This is a genomic window from Myxococcus sp. MH1, assembly GCF_059738865.1.
This window is the reverse complement of record NZ_AP026947.1, coordinates 5,694,373-5,708,588: the sequence shown is the minus strand read 5'-3', so window position 1 is coordinate 5,708,588 and position 14,216 is coordinate 5,694,373. Positions and strand designations below refer to the sequence as shown.

The 14,216-nt window shown below is 70.1% G+C and carries 6 protein-coding genes; 4 read left to right on the top strand and 2 right to left on the bottom strand.

Going from position 1 to position 14,216, the window contains the following annotated elements; genetic code table 11:
- Positions 1-135: 135 nt before the first annotated feature.
- Positions 136-1,071 (bottom strand): DUF4382 domain-containing protein, encoded by a 936-nt coding sequence (locus AC6JA9_RS22370; RefSeq protein WP_223749047.1) that lies wholly within the window; start codon positions 1,069-1,071, stop codon positions 136-138.
- Between the two features lie 158 nt (positions 1,072-1,229).
- Entirely contained in the window at positions 1,230-2,627 is a 1,398-nt protein-coding gene (locus tag AC6JA9_RS22365) for a sigma 54-interacting transcriptional regulator (RefSeq protein ID WP_497957793.1), read from the bottom strand.
- A gap of 62 nt (positions 2,628-2,689) precedes the next feature.
- Here AC6JA9_RS22365 and AC6JA9_RS22360 point away from each other — a divergent pair, with 62 nt between their 5' ends.
- From AC6JA9_RS22360 to AC6JA9_RS22345, 4 genes are all read left to right on the top strand, one after another.
- Positions 2,690-4,750 (top strand): serine/threonine protein kinase, encoded by a 2,061-nt coding sequence (locus AC6JA9_RS22360; protein WP_473565290.1) that lies wholly within the window; start codon positions 2,690-2,692, stop codon positions 4,748-4,750.
- A 27-nt stretch (positions 4,751-4,777) separates the two neighbouring features.
- Positions 4,778-7,177 (top strand): protein kinase domain-containing protein, encoded by a 2,400-nt coding sequence (locus AC6JA9_RS22355; RefSeq protein ID WP_497957792.1) that lies wholly within the window; start codon positions 4,778-4,780, stop codon positions 7,175-7,177.
- 52 nt (positions 7,178-7,229) lie between these two features.
- Positions 7,230-11,513 carry a serine/threonine-protein kinase gene (locus AC6JA9_RS22350; protein ID WP_497957791.1) on the top strand — a complete coding sequence of 1,428 codons (4,284 nt, stop codon included), beginning with the start codon at positions 7,230-7,232 and terminating at the stop codon, positions 11,511-11,513.
- 64 nt (positions 11,514-11,577) lie between these two features.
- Positions 11,578-14,124, top strand: a complete 2,547-nt coding sequence (locus tag AC6JA9_RS22345; protein WP_497957790.1) for a protein kinase domain-containing protein — start codon at positions 11,578-11,580, stop codon at positions 14,122-14,124.
- Positions 14,125-14,216 lie beyond the last annotated feature (92 nt).

Genomic DNA, 14,216 nt, shown 5'->3' with positions numbered 1-14,216 from the left:
GAGAGTTCCGCGGGAAAAAACGGCCTCTCATCCAGGAGACCCCTCGCGCTCGGGGCCGGCCACGAGCTGCGTGGATTTTTCCTCTCGCCGTGGCGCACGCACATCGCGCGCTGTGAGGCGGAGTGGGGAAGCGGGCTACGGGAGCTGGGCGCTCGTGATGACGAAGGCCTGGGTGCTGTCGCGTCCGGACTCGAGCCGCACGGACACCGGCTGGGCCGGCGTGGTGCCCAGGCTCACGCCCACCGGGGCCTCCACCTGCACCTGGAAGGTGCCGGGGATGAGGAACCGGAAGGTGGCCTCGAAGGTGCCGTCCGCGTTGGCGTCCGTCAGCGGCAGCGTCTCGCGGCTGCCCTCGGCGTTGATGAGCACCGCGTTGAGGTTCGCGAGCGTGAGGACCTGGCCCTCGAGTGTCGGCAGGACGACACCGGCGCCGAGCGTCACCTCCACGTCGATGCTCGCGGAGGCGGTCAGCTCCGCGGACTTGATGACGGGGCTCATCACCCAGCGGCCGGAGTTGCCGGCCTCCTTGCCGAAGCTCTGCGCCACGTCGAAGTCGACCAGGAGGATCTTCTGCTCACCCTCGATGGTGAGCTTCTCCGTGAACTTCACCTTCAGGCCGGAGGAGCCGTAGCTGGGCATGTGCAGCCGACCGGACACCTCGGCGCCCTCGGGCAGGCCCGCGTAGTCATCCGAGGTGGCGAAGATGGACGTGGTGCCGTCCTCGTTGCGCACCTCCAGGTAGCCGCCGGTGATGACGAAGCGCAGCTGGTCGTAGTCGCCGTTGGGCACCACGGCCTCGGACACGAGCTCCGAGGTGGAGTTGGCCAGCTCCAGCAGGCTCACCGTCACGGGCTCGTCGCGCAGGACGACGCGGCCGCCCTCGGAGTCTCCGCCCTGCAGGTAGATGCTCGAGATGGTGACCACCGCCGTCTCGATGCCGTCACCCGGCGCGTCCGTCAGCAGGATGGAGACCTTTCCATCATCGCCACCACCACAGCCGAGCAGTGGCAACAGCAACACCATGGCGAACCTCGAGACGAGGCTCGCGCGAAGCGAGTCGATGAACGACATGAGGGCTTTTCTCCAGCGAAGGGGCCTCGGGGTGGAGGCCGTTTCGACGGAAATGACTCGCCACCGGACGCATCGGCCACGAGAAAGGCGGTGGACCTGTCCGCAGCCTCACCCCGCGTGGAGGTGGGCGTGTCCGGTAGCGTGTGTCGCCGTCCGACTCAGGGCCCGCCCGAGTCCAGTCCGTGCTTGCGCAGGAGCTTGCGCAGGTACACGCGGTCGATGCCCGCTTCACGCGCCGCGCGGGACACGTTGCCCTCGCAGCGCTCGACGAGGTTGCGCAGGTAGTCGCGCTCGAAGCCCTCGATGAGGCGCTCCTTGGCTTCCTTGAAGGGCAGGTCGAGCGCCAGCGACAGCGTGGACTCGTCGTCCTCCTCGTCCTGGGAGGAGGGCGCGCGAGGGGGCGCCTCGGGCAGGTCGGGCATCTCCGGGAGCGCCTCCTCGCCCATGCTGACCACGCGGTCCACCACGTTGCGCAGCTCGCGCACGTTGCCCGGCCACGGGTACTGCGTCAGCAGGGCGCGCGTGACCTCGGAGAGGGCGCTGGGAGGCTTGCCCAGGCGCGAGAGGACGGTGTCGATGAGCAGGGGGATGTCCTCGGGGCGCTCGCGCAGGGGCGGCAGCACGACGCGCAGCACCGCGAGGCGGTGGAACAAGTCGCCCCGGAAGCGGCCCTGCTTCACCGCGCCCTCGAGGTCCTGGTGCGTGGCGGCGACGACGCGCACGTCGAAGGTGCGGTAGTCGTTGGCGCCCACGCGCTTGACCTGCCGGCGCTCCAGCACGCGCAGGAGGCGCGGTTGGACCTCGAGCGGGAGCTCGCCCACCTCGTCGAGGAAGAGGGTGCCACCGTGGGCGCGCTCGAAGGCGCCCGCGCGATCCGCCTGGGCCCCGGTGAAGGCGCCCTTCACGTGGCCGAACAGCTCGCTCTCCAGGAGCTGGGGAGGGATGCCCGCGAGGTCCGCGATGACGAAGGGGCCCTTGTCGCGCGAGCCGTGCGTGTGGATGGCCTCCGCGCACAGCTCCTTGCCGGTGCCCGTCTCGCCCTGGATGAGGACGTCGGACTCGCCCTGCTGGGTCATCCGCTCCAGGAGGGTGAAGACCTCCCGCATGCGGCGGCTGGTGCCCACCAGGCCCCCGAAGCTCGTCCGGGTGGAGAGGGGCGGAGCCTTGGACTTCTCGCCTTCGGCGACGAGCCGCAGCTCCGTCGTACCAAGGGTCAGCGTGGCCCCTGGACGAACCTCCAATTCCGAGAAGCGCATGCCCTCGCAGAAGGAGCCATTGCGCGAGCCCGGATCCGTGGCGCGCACGAGATTGTCCCGGACCTCCAGCAGCAGGTGCTGCCTGGAGACGGCGCGATCCGGCAGGACGATGTCCGCCGACGCCTCGGAGCCCACCCGGTAGCGCCCTGGCGCCAGCGGATACACCCGTCCGGCATCCGGCCCGGACAGCACCGCCAGCTTCACCCGGACGCGCGCGCTCCGGAGTGCCGGCAGGGTATCGGTCCGGACCAGCGCGTCATCCCCATCCTCGTCTCCCATACTTGCCACGGTCCGGAACATAGCACGGGGAAGACCTGGGAAGTTCGGGGTCCCAGGAAAGTGGGGTAGGGTCTGTTCTTGATATGGCCTTGCAGCCCGGCGACAGGTTCGGCCGATACGAGTTGGTGTCCTGGCTCGGTCGGGGGGGAATGGCGGAGACGTGGCGTGCCCGGTGGATGGGCGACGCTGGCGTGACGAAGTCCGTCCTCATCAAGAAGGTGCTCCCGGAGTTCGTGGCGGACGACGCGTTCGTGTCGATGTTCGTCAACGAGGCGAGAATCTCCGCCACGCTGTCCCACGGGAACATCGCGCAGGTCTTCGACTTCGGGCGGGTGGATGGGCAGTACTACCTGGCGATGGAGCTGGTGGACGGGCCGCCGCTGCACCGCATCATGAAGCGGGCGGTGAAGACGGGCCTGCCGCGGTTGCCCATTCCGATCGCGACGTACATCACGTTGGAGATCTGCCGGGGGCTGCACTACGCGCACACGCGGACGGATGACAAGGGTGTGCCGCTGGGCATCGTGCACCGGGACATCTCTCCGGACAACGTGCTGGTCAGCTACGAGGGGCAGGTGAAGATCGTCGACTTCGGCATCGCGAAGGCGCGGATGGCGCGCAACTTCCAGACGGAGCCGGGGGTGGTGAAGGGGAAGTACCTGTTCTTCTCGCCGGAGCAGGCGCGAGGGCGGGAGGTGGATGCGCGGACGGATGTGTGGGCGACGGGGCTGGTGCTGTACGAGATGTTGTGCGGGCAGCCGCCGGTGTCGGGCTCGCAGGCGGCGGTGATGATGAAGATGGCGAACGGGGAGTTTCCTTCGCCTCGGGAGGTGTACGCGGGCATCCCGGAGGAGCTGGACGACATCGTCATGAAGGCGCTGTCGGTGGATTTGTCGGCGCGGTACGAGTCGGCGAATGCGTTCGCGGATGCGCTGGCGGGGTTCCTGTACTCGTATTCACCGCGCTTCTCGGCGATGAACCTGGCGTACCTGGCGCGGGTGCTGTTCCGTGGGGACATGGCACAGGAGGGGCGGGAGTTGTCCGTGCCTCCGTCGTTCATCGATGAGCTGACGCTGTGGCGGCAGCAAGCGGAGACTCCGGCGGAGGAGCCGCCGCAGCCCTCACGTGGGTCGAAGCCGGTGGTCTCGCAGGTGCTGTCCAAGGTCGAGACGGACTTGAAGCCCCGGCTTCAGCGGGCGACGCGGAAGCTGTTGCCCGCGGTGAGCGAGGCGCCGCCTCCGGTCGTGGATGATGCGCCCGAGGTTCCGACGCACGCGACGGGGAGCCTCGCACGCGGGACGAAATGGGGGATGCTGATGGTCGCCGCGGCGGTCGTGGGCGCGCTGTGGGGGGGCGTCTATTGGCTCTTCGGGAGGAGTCGGGAGCTGCCCCTGCCGCAGTCCTCCCGCCCGCAGGTGAATCCCGCGTACCCGATTCCGGGGCGGCTCGACGAAGAACAGGGCGCGCGCCGGATGTCGGCCGCGGAGCTCGCCGAGGAGGCTCGGAAGAAGGCTCAACGCGCTCGGGATGACGGGGCCTATCGGAGCGCCGCGGACTTCGCGGATCAATGTCTCAAGAACGTACCGGACCATCCTCAGTGTCTGTTGATTGCTGGGGCCAGCCATGCGCGAGACGGGAGGTTCGAGGAGGCCGCTGCTCGGTATCAGCGGTTCGTCGAGCGTCACCCCGAGCATGATTTCGCGAAGACCGCGCGGACCCTGGTGGAGGAGTACTCGAGGAAGAGCGCGGAGGCGAAGGTCGCGCAACCCAAGGAAGCTCCTCCCGGATACAAGGTCATCTACGACAAGGATGCCCCTGCGAATCCACCAGCGGGAGCTGGTTCCGCCACATCTTCGAACCCGAGCACCCCTGAGAGCGTGGCGCGCGACTTGGTTCAGAAGACCCGGGAGTTGCTCAAGCGACAGAAATACCCGGCGGCTCTGGATATCGCGCAGGAATGCCATGCGATGTTTCCCGAAGATCCTGATTGCCACCTGGTCCTGGGAATCACATACGCCCGGCTCAACAAGATCGATGAGGGGGCAAAGAGCTACAGGCGTTTCCTTGAGCTTGCTCCGAAAAACCATCCGAGCCGCAGCGGAGTGACGAGCCTGCTCAAGGCCTACGACTCAAGCCGCTATTGACCCATTCTTCCGCCACGGCACGCGCCCATGTCCACCGAACGGAACCAACGCTTCGGCCGATACGAGCTCCAGTCCCTCCTGGGACGGGGCGGGATGGCGGAGACGTGGCGCGCGAAGCTCGTCGGTGCCGCGGGCGTCACCAAGCCGGTCCTCATCAAGATGGTGCTGCCCGAGTTCGCCAACCACTCGGACTTCATCTCCCGGTTCATCAGTGAAGCGCGCATCTCCTCCACGCTGTCCCACGGCAACATCGCCCAGGTCTTCGAGTTCGGGCGCGTCGAAGGCCAGTACTTCCTCGCCATGGAGCTGGTCGACGGCCAGCCCCTCCATCGCGTCCTGAAGCGCGCCGCCAGGCTCGGCCTGCCGCGACTGCCGCCTCCGCTCGCCGCGTACATCGCCCTGGAGATGTGTCGGGGCCTGCACTACGCGCACACGCGCACCGACGAGAAGGGCGCCCCGCTGGGCATCGTCCACCGCGACATCTCTCCGGACAACGTCCTCATCAGCTACGAGGGCCAGGTCAAGATCGTCGACTTCGGCATCGCCAAGGCCCGCATGGCCCGCGACTTCGAGACCCAGCCCGGCGTCGTGCGCGGCAAGTACCTCTACTTCTCCCCCGAGCAGGCCAAGGGCCTGGAGGTCGATGCCCAGAGTGACGTCTGGTCCACGGGGCTCGTGCTCTACGAGATGCTCTGCGGACAACCTCCCGTCACCGGCACCCAGGCCTCGGTGATGCTGCGGCTGGCCTACGGCGAGTTCCCTCCACCCCGACACCTTCGCCCCAGCCTCCCCGCCGAGCTGGACGCGCTCATCATGTCCGCCCTCTCGGTGGACCTGTCCGCGCGCTTCCACTCCGCGCATGCCTTCGCCGAAGGGCTCGCGGAGTTCCTCTACTCCCAGAACCGCTCGTTCTCGTCCCAGGACCTGGCGCACGCACTCCGGCTGCTCTTCCGCGAGGACCTCCAGAAGGAGGGACGCACCCTCAACGTCCCTCGCTCCTTCGAGCAGGAGTTCGCGTCCTGGCGCACCTCCGAGGCCCGCTCCAGGCCCCCCTCGAAGCCGCACCCCCGGGAGACCCTGGAGCTCCCCGCCGCTCCACACCCCGGCACCATGCCCCTGGCCAGGAGTCCGGACCTGGACCGCACGGTGCTCGATGCCGCGCGCCTGTCCGGCGAGCCGCCCACGCAGCTGCTCGGCGCGTTCGGGCTCATGTCGCGCCTGTGGCTCTCCCGCAGATGGCGTGTGGCCGGACTCGTGTCCCTCGGGGGGATCGGCACGGTGCTCACCGGACTCCTGATCGCCCGCGCCATCCCCTCGGACTCCACCGGCACTCCGGTAGCGGGGGACGACACGCGGCCCGTGACCGGCGAGCTGCGCCCTCCCGCCGTCATCGCGTATCCCGTGAAGGAGCTGATGCTCGAGGCGGACCGCGATGTCCTCATCGTTCCGCGGACGTTCCGGACCTTCGAGTCGCTCGACCCCTCGCGGACCTATGCGCTCGGCGACGCGACGGTCCCCGCTCAGGACGAGCCCGAGGTCCTCACCCCCGACGTCGACGGGCCGACCCCGGTCTTCCATCTGCTGTCCGGGGACGCGGACACACTCCCCGAGGCCGTCCGTCTCGGTCAGGTGACGCTCGCCCCGACGCGCTTCTCGGGGGCCCGCTTCGCCTCGCTGTTCAGGCTGGGACCGCCGGGGCTTCGCGCCATCCCCGGACGCACCATCCGACTCGCGGGCCGTGGCCGCGAAGAGTTCCAGACCACGACCTTCCGCCCGGACGCGGAAGGCCTCCTCCTGAAGCGAGCGCTCACGCTCACCGGTCTGGATCCGGCGGTCCTGTACTCCCTCAAGCTGGAGCCGACCGAGCGCGACGCGTTCCTCCACGGACCCAAGGCAGGACCCGCGCGCGCCGTCCTCTGCGCGCAGTGGGTGCCCGACGCCGATGCGGCGCCACGCAACGCCCCCAGGCCCGAGCGGGAAGGGGCCCTGCTCCAGTTCCTCCTCTCCGTCGGTACCGAGCGTCGCGTTCGAGGCGTGCTCGGGCTGCGGTGTGCATTCATCGACGACAGCGTGGACGGCAACTCGGGCGCGCTGCGGCTGCGCATCGAGGAGCCCGAGCCCTCCCAGCGTCCGCCTCCGAAGAAGGCGCGGAGCGCGGACGTGGGGACGCTGGTCCTGCAGATGCGGCAACGGCTGCAGGCCGGTGACGCCGGGGGCGCGCGCTCGCTCGGGGAGAAGTGTCTGTCCTTGGCCCCCCAGCACGCGGAATGTCTGCTCATGTCCGGGACCGCGTCGACGCTGGAGGGGCGCCCGGACGAGGCGGCGCGCCTCTACAGACGGTTCCTGGAGCTGCATCCCCGGCATGCACAGACGGAGGTCGTGAAGGGCTTGTTGTCAGGTCTGGAAGGGGTGGATCCACCGCGGTGAGCGTTCGTTCGTGACCTGTCGTATCTTCCGCGCAAGGCCCGGGGGGGCACTCATGGCGCATGATCCACATGAGCAGTTCGGACGCTACGAGCTCCAGTTCCTCATCGGCCGTGGCGGCATGGCGGAGACGTGGCGCGCGCGGCTGCTCGGCGCCGCCGGAGTCACCAAGCCCGTCCTCATCAAGAAGGTCCTGCCCGAGTTCGCCGACGACGACGCCTTCGTCTCCATGTTCATCAGCGAGGCGCGCATCTCGGCCTCGCTGTCCCACGGCAACGTCGCGCAGGTCTTCGACTTCGGGATGATGGATGGCCAGTACTTCCTGGCCATGGAGCTGGTGGATGGACAGCCGCTCAATCGCGTCCTGAAGCGGGGCGCGCGGATGGGCCTGCCGCGTCTGCCCATCCCCCTGGCCGTCTATGTCGCCCTGGAGATGTGTCGGGGATTGAACTACGCGCACACGCGCACGAACGAGAAGGGCGTGCCGCTGGGCATCGTCCACCGCGACATCTCTCCGGACAATGTCCTCATCAGCTACGAGGGCCAGGTCAAGATTGTCGACTTCGGCATCGCCAAGGCCCGCATGCTGCGCGGCTTCCACACGGAGCCCGGCGTCGTGCGCGGCAAGTACCTGTACTTCTCCCCCGAGCAGGCCCGGGGGCGCGACGTGGATGCTCGCACGGATATCTGGGCCACGGGACTGGTGCTGTACGAGATGCTCTGCGGACAGCCTCCCGTGGTGGGCCCCGAGCCGGTGGTCCTCACCCGCATGGCCCAGGGCGACTTCCCGCCGCCCATCCAATTGCGCCAGGAGCTGCCGCCCGAGCTGAATGAGCTGATCCTCAAGGCGCTGTCGGTGGACGTGGCGCGGCGCTTCGAGTCCGCCAATGCCTTCGGCGACACGCTGGCCGCGTTCCTCTATTCGTTCGCGCCCCGGTTCTCGACGATGAACCTGGCCTACCTGGTTCGTGAGCTGTTCCGGGAGGACTTGCAGAAGGACGGCCGTGAGCTCCAGGTCCCTCCCGCCTTCGTCGAGGAGCTGTCGACGTGGCGCGAGCAGGAGTCACCAGGCTCCGGTCCCCGAGCCCCGCTGCCGGACGTGACGCCCGAGGATGCTCGACCCACGACGCCCGGAGTGGGGGCCGGGGTTCGCCCCGCGCCATCCGGTCCTCCGCTGGCGTCCACGCGGCCCACGACGCCTGGACCCGCGAAGGCAGTGAGAGGGGATGGCGGGGCAGGGGAGCGCTCGACCGGCGGGGGCGCCTCGCCAGCAACGCCGCCGCGCGCCTCGACGTCGGGGTCAGCGACCCGGTCCACGCCGCCTCGGTCCGCGGTGACTTCCGGCCCCCGGGCCATGCCTGGCGGCGCGGTGTCCTCGGTGGAGGCGTCGAACGGTGGAGCCCCGAGTCCGACGACTCCGGGCCCCTCATCACCGCGTCGAACCCAGACGTCTGGGGAGCTGCCTGCGTCCTCGGCCAGCACCTCCGAGGCGCGGTCGTTCTCGGCGTCTCCAGCACGTCGTACCCGCACCGAGGGCTCGTTGCCCGCGGCACCTGAGCTCACGGTGCCCGCGTTCGCATTCTCCGCTTCCGCTCCGTCGGGGCCATCCGTGTCGCCGCCTCCTCGACGCACCCGCACGGAGGGCTCGCTGGCCGCGGTGGTCCCCGAGGCTCCCGACTCCACGGTGCCGGAGTTCTCGCTCTCCGCTTCGAACCCGTCGGGACCTTCATCGTCGCCGCCCCGACGCGCCCGCACGGAAGGCTCGCTGCCCTCGGTGGTCCCCGAGGCTTCCGAGTTCACGAGGCCGGAGTTCTCGCTCTCGGCGTTGATCGCATCGGGACCTTCGTCGACGACGCCACCGCGTCGCACGCAGACCTCGACCTTGTTCTCCGTGGCGAGCGATGACGCGGCGGAGAACACGATGCCCGCGTTCTCGGTCTCCGCCTCGAGCTCGTCGGGGGGCTCGGTTTCGTCACCTCGCCGTACGCAGACTGCGGGCTCGCTCCCCGCGGCGGTTCACGACGCCTCGTCGGCCGTGAGCACGCCCACCGTGCGGTTCCCTTCGGTCCAGGGGCCTTCCTCGTCGTCACCACACCGCACCCAGACCTCGGGCTCGATGCCCAGCGACCTCCAGGAGGTGTCGTCGGCGCGCGCGGCGAACAGCCATCCGGAGGGGTACCCCGGATCCGCCCAAACAACCTCGGGGGCGGCTCCTCCGCTTCCACGTCGCACGCAGACCTCGGGTCCGATGCCCATGGTCCTCCAGGAGGTGCCGTCGGCGCGCGCGGCGACCAGCTATCCGGAGGGGTACCCCGGATCGGCCCCATCCACCTCGGCGGCGGCCCCTCCGCCCCCACGTCGCACCCAGACCTCGGGTCCGGTTCCCCTGGTCGCCCAGGACGCGTCGACTCGTGCGGCGAGCTCGCCCGCGGAGGGGCACTCAGCTCCCGCGCCAGGAACCGTGGCGACCTCCACTTCGTCGCCACGTCGTACTCGCACCCTCGGCTCGATTCCCGCGGTCGTCCCGGAGTCATCCGCGCGTGCGGCGAGCGCCTCCGTGGAGTCACCGCACCCAGGGGCCACCTCCGCGACGCCGGGGGCGCCACGTCGTACCCACACCCTGGATTCAGCTCCCAGGGCCATCCCGGAAGCCTCCACACGTGCGGCGAGCGCGCCCACGGAGTTGCTTCACTCCGACTCCGTTACCTCGCTGCCGCCACGTCGCACGCACCCCCTGGGCCCGGCGCCGATGGGGGTTCCAGCGGCCGCGACCCGCGCCGCGAGCGCGCCCACGGAGGTGCTTCGCTCGGACGCCGTGCCGACCCCGCCTTTCCCCGCGTCGCCGCCTCCGCGTCGCACGCTGCCCGCGGGGATGGCGCCCATGTCGAATCAGGAGGCCTCGGCGCGCGCCGCGAACGCGCCCACCGTGGTGCTGAACTCGGTTCCCGCCGGGAGCGCGCCCACGGTCCGGCTCGCCTCCATCTCCATCCCGAGGCGTCATCGTCGAACCCTCATCGCCGCGGGCGCCGCCCTGCTGCTGCTCTCCGCGGTGGCCATCCCCTTCCTCGTATCGAGGCGGTCCGAGCCCGGGGAGATCTCCCCGACCCAGCCCATCCCCGCTCCGACGGAACCCGGTGGAGCGACCTCCCTCCGTCCGCAGGCGCGACCCCAGCCTGTCCCTGGTGACCCGACCGCCGCGTCACCGGACCCACGGCCGCTCGCGGCCGTCTCGCCCCACGGTTCGCCAGGAGCCGACAGCACCGAGCCCACCGATGAGCCCGAGTCCGTGGGCGAGTACCCGAAGGAGACGGCCTTCGTGCTCGACTCGAAGCGCCACGTCCTGCGCGTGCCGCTCGACCTGGTCGCCTTCTCCCGCCTCGATGCCTCGGCCAGCTACAGCTTCTGGGGGATGACGCAGGCGAAGTGGATGGCCGACCCGCTCATCCAGGAGCCCACGCCGCGCAGGGAGCCCCTCGTCTTCTTCCTGCTCTCCGGAGACGCGGTCCGTCCCGAGGTCCGCGAGGGCATCGTGTCCCGCCACCCCATCACCCTCCAGGGCGTCCGCGCCATCTCGCTGTTCACCCTCGGCGAGCCCACGCGAGAGGACCTCTCGCCCCAGTCCGTCTACCTCCGCAAGGTCAACACCGAGGACCAACAGCGCTTCACCTTCCACCCCGAGCCCATGCGCCTCTCCGCTCGCAAGGGCTTCCTCATCAAGGGGCTCGACGTCCGGCAGACCTATGCCCTCTCACTCGTGCCCCGAGGGGAGGGCGTGTTCCTCCGAGGCCGCGCGCACGGCCCGGCCGCCCAGGTGGCCTGCCTCGAATGGTCCCCCCACGAGTCCGCCCCGGGCCCCCGCGAGCCGGGTGCCCATGCCGAGCAGCCCCTGCAGGTCCTCATCTCCGAGTGGCGAGAGGCCCGCGTCCGCGGCATCCAGGGCCTGCGCTGCGCCTTCATCGACGACGCCAGCTTCGACAACGAGGGCGAGGCCGAGGTCCACGTCACCCCATGGGAGAAGGCGCGCCGGCCCTCCACTCCGAATCACGAGGAGGCCGAGCGTCTGGCCCTCCAGGCGCAACGGCTGGCGCGCTCCGGTCAGCACCACGACGCCTTCCTGCTCGCCGAGGACTGTCTGCGCATGGCTCCCGAGCAGCCCGACTGCCTCGTCCTCTCCGGCGCCATGCAGCTCTTGCTCGGGAGGACCGAGGGCGCCCTCGAGCGCTACCGGACCTTCGTCAAGCGCCACCCCCACCACCCCGAGGCGCGCTCGGTGAATGGCATCCTCCAGACGTATGGCCAGACAAATTCAGGGAAAACGCCCCCGCCCCTCGGGAGATGAGAGGTCGCGGGTATTCCCTGACGACCCTTTTTGAACGGGATGCCCCGGGATACCCTACGCCGCAATGGCGAATGCGCAGCACGAACAGTTTGGCCGGTACGAGCTCCAGTCGCGAATCGGCCGCGGGGGGATGGCGGAGACCTGGAGGGCCCAGCTGTTGGGGGCCGCGGGGGTCACCAAGCCCGTCCTCATCAAGAAGGTGTTGCCGGAGTACGCCAACGACGAGGCGTTCGTCTCCATGTTCATCAGCGAGGCGCGCATCTCCGCCTCGCTGTCGCACGGCGCCATCGCCCAGGTCTTCGACTTCGGGCAGGTGGATGGCGAGTACTTCCTGGCCATGGAGTTCGTGGACGGGCAGCCGCTCAACAAGGTGATGAAGCGCGCGCTGCGCTCGCAGTTCGCCAGCCTTCCGGTGCCCATCGCCACGTACATCGCCCTGGAGATGTGCCGGGGGCTGCACTACGCGCACACGCGCACGGACGACAAGGGTGAGCTGCTGCACATCGTGCACCGGGACATCTCCCCGGACAACGTGCTCATCAGCTACGAGGGCCAGGTCAAGATCGTCGACTTCGGCATCGCCAAGGCGCGCTCGCTGCGCAGCTTCGACACCGCGCCCGGCGTGGTGAAGGGCAAGTACCTGTTCTTCTCCCCCGAGCAGGCCCGGGGCGAGGAGGTGGACGCGCGCACGGACGTGTGGGCCACGGCGGTGGTGTTGTTCGAGATGGTGTGCGGCCGGCTGCCCCTGGAGGGGCCCGAGTACGCGGTGCTGCACAAGCTGCACACGCGCCAGCCGATGCCTCGCGCGCGGGACGTGCGGCCGGACGTGCCGGTGCGCCTGGACGCCATCCTCCACAAGGCGCTCGCGGTGCGGAAGGAGGACCGCTTCGAGTCCGCGCATGCCTTCGGCGACGCGCTCGCGGGGTTCCTCTTCAAGGCCGCGCCACGCTTCTCCGCGATGTCCGCCGCCTACCTGCTGCGCGAGCTGTTCCGTCCCGACATGACGGAGCTGGGCAAGGACACCAAGGTCCCCGCCTCGTTCGTGGAGGAGCTGTCCGTCTGGCGCGCCACCACCAACCTGCTGCCCCGGCCCACGGAGCTGTCGGCCCCGGAGTTGCGCACCGAGCCCGCGACGCAGGAGAGCCACCCGAGCGAGCTGCCCGACGGCGGTCAGAGCCTGGCGGAGGACGAGGACGACACGGACGGCAACTCGCCGGACCGGGGCGGCTTCTTCGAGAACGGCTTCCGCATCTCCACGCACCACGTCGTGGTGGGCACGGGGCTGCTCATCCTGCTGGCGCTCCTGTGGTCGTCCTTCGACCGGCTCAAGGCGGACTGGATGCCGCCGGAAAAGCCCGCGAGCGCGGGGCCGGCGAGGCCCCCGCTGCCCGGCCCGCAGCTCAAGGACGCGGACGCGCCGCGCGTGGCGCCGGGGCCGCCCGTCGTGAAGCCGGCGCAGCAGGCGGTGGTGACGCCCAGGAAGGAGGGCGTGGACTCCGCCCGGATGCCCGTCGCCTCGTTCCGGCTGGACGCGGCCCGGCACCTGTTCGCGGTGTCCTCCGGGCGCGCGGCGCTGGGCGCGATGGATCCGGCGCACACCTACCGCGTCACGGAGTCGACGTCGCTGACCGCGGCGGACCGGGCCAAGCCCCTGCCGAGCCTCTTCTACCTGCTGACGGGCAAGAACGTCGCGGCGGACGCGGCGGTGGGCATGGTCGGTCGCGACACGCCGCCGGCGGGCGCCGCGTCGGTGATGGTCTTCACGGTGGGCGGGCCCACGCCCCAGGACGACCTTCCCGAGCGCATCGTCTCCGTGGTGAACACCCGCACCCATCAGGAGCGCAAGCTGCTCATCCACCCGGAGTGGATGGTCACCGACGTGGGCCGCAGCTTCCTGCTCGACGGGATGGACCCCACGGACAGCTACACGCTGTCGCTGTCGTCGGTGGGCACGGGCGCCTTCACCCGCGGCCCGGAGCAGGGGCCGGTGGTGACGGTGGCCTGTGTCCAGCAGGTCTCCCTGGAGCGCGACGGCCCCGGGACGCCTCCGGCCCGCGCCAGGCGCTTCCTCCTGTCCCAGGGCGCGGACGTCCCGCTCACCGGCGTCCACGGGCTCCACTGCGGCTTCGTGGACGATGACCCCTCGGACAACCAGGGCCAGGTGGAGGTCCGCATCACGTCCGCCAAGGGCGCGCTGGACCAGGACTTCGCCGACTCGGCCCGCGCGACGGAGCCCCCTCCGTCGCCCCAGCGCCAGGGGACCGCGAAGGCACCCTCCGGACCCCGGCCGGCGGCTTCGCTGGTCATCGACGAGACGCCCGAGCCCGAGACCCCGGGCCAGAAGCTGCTGACCGAGGTGCGTGAGCTGCTCAGGTCGAAGCAGTACGAGCCGGCCAGGGCGAAGGCCCGCGAGTGCATCTCCGTGGAGTCTGGGAACTACGAGTGCCACCTGCTGCTGGGCTCGGTGGAGGCCCGGCTCGGGCGCAAGGAGGAGGGGGCGAAGCACTACCGCCTCTTCCTGGACCTGGCGCCCAGCAGCCACCCCCAGGCGAGCAAGGTGCTGCGCGCGCTGCAGGAGTACGAGGGCGTGACGGGCGCCTCCCAGCAATAGGAAGGCCCGAGACGGCCGGGTGTCCGGTGCCGGTCAATCCCGGGGCGTGATGCGGCGAGTCAAAAAGGCGCCGGGTGGGGGCTTGGAAAACC